Source organism: Carnobacterium sp. (assembly GCF_049673005.1).
GTDB lineage: Bacteria > Bacillota > Bacilli > Lactobacillales > Carnobacteriaceae > Carnobacterium_A.
In genome coordinates, this window is sequence record NZ_JBATXB010000132.1 from 1 (window position 1) to 3,666 (window position 3,666).

4 protein-coding genes are annotated in these 3,666 nt (G+C 34.2%); 3 read left to right on the plus strand and 1 reads right to left on the minus strand.

Annotated elements, in window-relative coordinates; genetic code table 11:
* The 3 genes from WBF61_RS09955 to WBF61_RS09965 form a co-directional block, all read left to right on the plus strand.
* On the plus strand, window positions 1-1,093 hold a 1,093-nt coding region (locus tag WBF61_RS09955), incomplete at its 5' end, for a PTS transporter subunit IIC (RefSeq protein ID WP_424256143.1).
* A gap of 173 nt (window positions 1,094-1,266) precedes the next feature.
* On the plus strand, window positions 1,267-1,491 hold the full coding sequence (locus WBF61_RS09960) for a DUF1858 domain-containing protein (RefSeq protein WP_424256144.1): 225 nt from the start codon (window positions 1,267-1,269) through the stop codon (window positions 1,489-1,491).
* 4 nt (window positions 1,492-1,495) lie between these two features.
* Window positions 1,496-2,815 carry a DUF438 domain-containing protein gene (locus tag WBF61_RS09965; protein WP_424256146.1) on the plus strand — a complete coding sequence of 440 codons (1,320 nt, stop codon included), beginning with the start codon at window positions 1,496-1,498 and terminating at the stop codon, window positions 2,813-2,815.
* Window positions 2,816-2,894: 79 nt separating this feature from the next.
* Here the strand turns inward: WBF61_RS09965 and WBF61_RS09970 are convergent, their stop codons facing one another.
* Entirely contained in the window at window positions 2,895-3,545 is a 651-nt protein-coding gene (locus tag WBF61_RS09970; RefSeq protein ID WP_424256147.1) for an HAD family hydrolase, read from the minus strand.
* Window positions 3,546-3,666 lie beyond the last annotated feature (121 nt).

A 3,666-nucleotide genomic window follows, 5' to 3' on the forward strand; every position in this document is an offset into this window, starting at 1 on the left:
TTTGAACAAAACAAATACATTGGATGTCGACATTTTTAACTTCTGGCACCCAGCATTACTTGGTATTATTATTTTATACTTCTCTAAAAACTTGTTCATCGCAACACTATTCGTAGTCTTTATTGGTGTATTGAAATTCATCAACTCTGACTTAATGAAACCTACTTTTAATGATTTACTGAATATGCCAGAGCAAAACCCTACTACTACTACACATTTAAATTTTATGTTAAACCCTATTATTATGTTGTTTGATACTATTTTTGATAAGTTCTTTTACAAACTTGATAAGTATGACTTCAATGCTGCTGAATTAAATAAAAAAATCGGCTTTTGGGGTTCAAAATTCGCAATTGGTTCTTACCTAGGTGTTTTCGTTGGTTTACTAGGTCAACAATCTGTTACTGAAATCTTTACTTTAGCATTTACAGGTGCTGTTTCTCTTGAATTATTCTCAATCGTTGGTTCTTGGTTTATCTCAGCTGTTGAGCCTCTTTCACAAGGAATTACAAACTTCATGGCAAAACGTTTCCCTGGACGTAAATTATTTATCGGTATTGACTGGCCTTTCTTAGGTGCTCGTGCTGAAATGTGGGCTACGGCAAACATCTTAGCTCCTATCCTTTTGATTATGTCTCTATTCTTACCAGGAAATGCTATTCTGCCACTTGCAGGAATCATCGCTATTGGATTGACACCTGCTTTGTTAGTTGTCTGTCGTGGTAAAATGTTACGAATGATTATCATTGGTGTATTCATGCTTCCTTTATTCTTATGGTCAGGTACAATGATTGCTCCTTTAGTTACAGATACAGCACAAAATGTTGGAGCTTTCCCAGCAAGCTTAGAGTCTACTCAAATGATTTCTCACTCAACTAAAGAAGGTCCTGTTGAAGGAATTGTTGCTATCCTCATTGGTAAAGCTGTTAGCAATCCAAATGCAAAATCAATCGTTTATGCTGTAGGCGCACTTTCAGCATACCTAATTCTATTTATCTGGTATGCAGGTAAAATGAAAGTTCGAAATAGGGTTTATCTTGAAGAAAAAGATCCTAATGTTACATCAGCTGTTCCAGCAAAAGGCAGCTTATAAGATGACTAAAACCATAAACTCCTTAAACCGAGTTTATGGTTTTTTTACCTCTATATCTATCAAATCCACTTTTATCTTCTCTATAGAATATCTTAAAACTAGACCTTTAAAAAGATTTGTCTTTTGTGATATAATGAACAAAAAGTAAATTAATCTAAAAATGAGGGATTTTGATGAAAGAAATTGATTTGAATGAAACGGTTTATGACCTAGTCACTGCTCATCCTGAAATAGGTCAAGTTTTATATGATTTAGGTTTAAAGGATATTAAAAACCCAGCCGTATTAAATACGATGGGGAAATACATGACCATCCCTAAAGGAGCAAAAATGAAAAAAATAGAATTACAAACGATTGTCATACAATTAAATAAATTGGGATTTATTATTAAGGAGTGAGTTTATGGAGAATACAACGGCTTATCGTCAGAAAAAAATTGTTGATATTTTAACGTTGCTACATGAAGGCGGAGAATTTGAAGAAGCAAAAAGACTGTTTGATGAATCCTTTGATGGGGTAGACGTTAGTGAAATCACTTCTGCTGAAAGAGAATTAATTGCTAGCGGTCTAGATCCGTCTGAGATACAGCATCTTTGTACTGTTCACGCTGCAGTTTTTAAAGGATCTATTAGAGATATTCATCAATCCAATTACGAACACGAACAGCCTGGACATCCTGTTCATACATTAAAATTAGAAAACAAAATCATCCAGTCTTTACTTGAAGACGAAATTCGCTGGACATTTGAACAAGTTGCCAAAGGAAATGACTCTCAAAAAGAGCGGTTAAAAAATGCCTTAAACGATTTATCTCAAATTGATAAACATTATACTCGAAAAGAAACCCTTATTTTCTCATACATGGAACGTTATGGGATTAGTGCACCTCCTAAAGTTATGTGGGGTGTTGATGACGATATTCGTGCCGCCATCAAAGATGTCACTATCTACATAAATGATGAAAAAGCAGCTATTAATCCCTTAAGAGATAAAATCGAACATGTTATTAATGAAGTTGAAGAAATGATTTTTAAAGAAGAAGAAATTATGATTCCAATGGTCCTTGATGTTTTTCGTTTAAACGATTGGCAAAAAATAGCTGAAGATAGCTTTGATATTGGTTTTTCTTATATTGCTAATCCACTGCCTTGGAAACCAAGTATCCAAGCATTGTCTATAGAAAGTGAACAAGAGGAAGAAAAAAAAGAAGCCGCTAAAAAAGCAACTTCAATGACGAATGCTATCGCAGAAAATCCTCCTATTAATGAAACTGAACACTACGATTGGCAAGATGGCGCTTTGAGTGAAGGAGAGATTGTCTTGCCAACAGGTGTGCTTCGATTAAAGGAATTGACGGCTATTTTTGGTATCTTACCCGTAGACTTAACATTTGTTGATAAAGATGACCGTGTGCGTTTCTATTCAGAAGGCAAAAATCGTGCTTTTCCACGTACAAATTCCGTCATCGGTCGTGAAGTCATCAATTGTCACCCACCAAAAAGCATGCACATGGTTCAAAAAATTCTTGATGGGTTTAGAGCTGGCGAAAAAGAAGAAGCGGAGTTTTGGATTAACATGAAAGAGCGTATGATTTATATTCGTTACTTTGCTATCCGTGATACCGAAACTCAAGATTACCTTGGTTGTTTAGAAGTTACTCAAGATATCACAAGAATCCAGCAGATAGATGGAGAATGCCGATTATTAGACGATAACTTTTAATGCAGTATTCTTTTAAATACACAAAAGCTTCCAACAAAAAATGCTCTATAGCCAGTTTTTGTTGGAAGCTTTTATAAAATCAACTATTTAATTTTTGTAACTCGGGTATAGCATCCGTCAATCGATCTATGATTTTATGAGCGAGTTCTTGTTTAAAATTAAATCGGTCATCTCTTTTAGCTAAAACATACATACCTGCATCTTTTGCAGCTGTAATCCCATAAGTAGAATCTTCAAGAACGAGACATTCCTCTGGTTTTACGTTTAATTGTTCAGCGGATTTGAAATAAATTTCAGGATTGGGTTTTGATTTTTTAAACATGTCCCCACTTAAAACAGATTCAAAATAATGTTTCAAATCACACTCTTCTAGTACTTTTTGAATTTCTTCTATTGATGAAGATGAAGCTAATGCAATCTGGTAATTTTCTTTCTTTAACCAATCTAATAATGTAGTCAAATCCGGATTGACGATCTCTCTATTGTCAACAGGCCGATTTTTAAAGTAATCCTCGTAAGCTTGTTCGTACTTATCCTTATTTAATGGTTTACCCCAAATACGTTGAATGGTTTCCCAAGCGTCTCTTGCACTAGCTCCTGCAATTTTATCTAAATCTTCAAGCTCAGGATGAATATTATTGAACTTTAAGAATTCATGCAATCTTTCATAGTAGATTGGTTCTGTGTCAACAATTACACCATCCATATCAAAAATAACGGCTTTAATCATTCTTGTTTCCTCCTTAACTAGTTTATCTTTAGACATCTATCTTAATTGATTCCTTGTCATTGCTTCCATTGTAACAAACTTCGCTAATAAGAAACCATTTAAAAAAATATCTTTTCAAAAA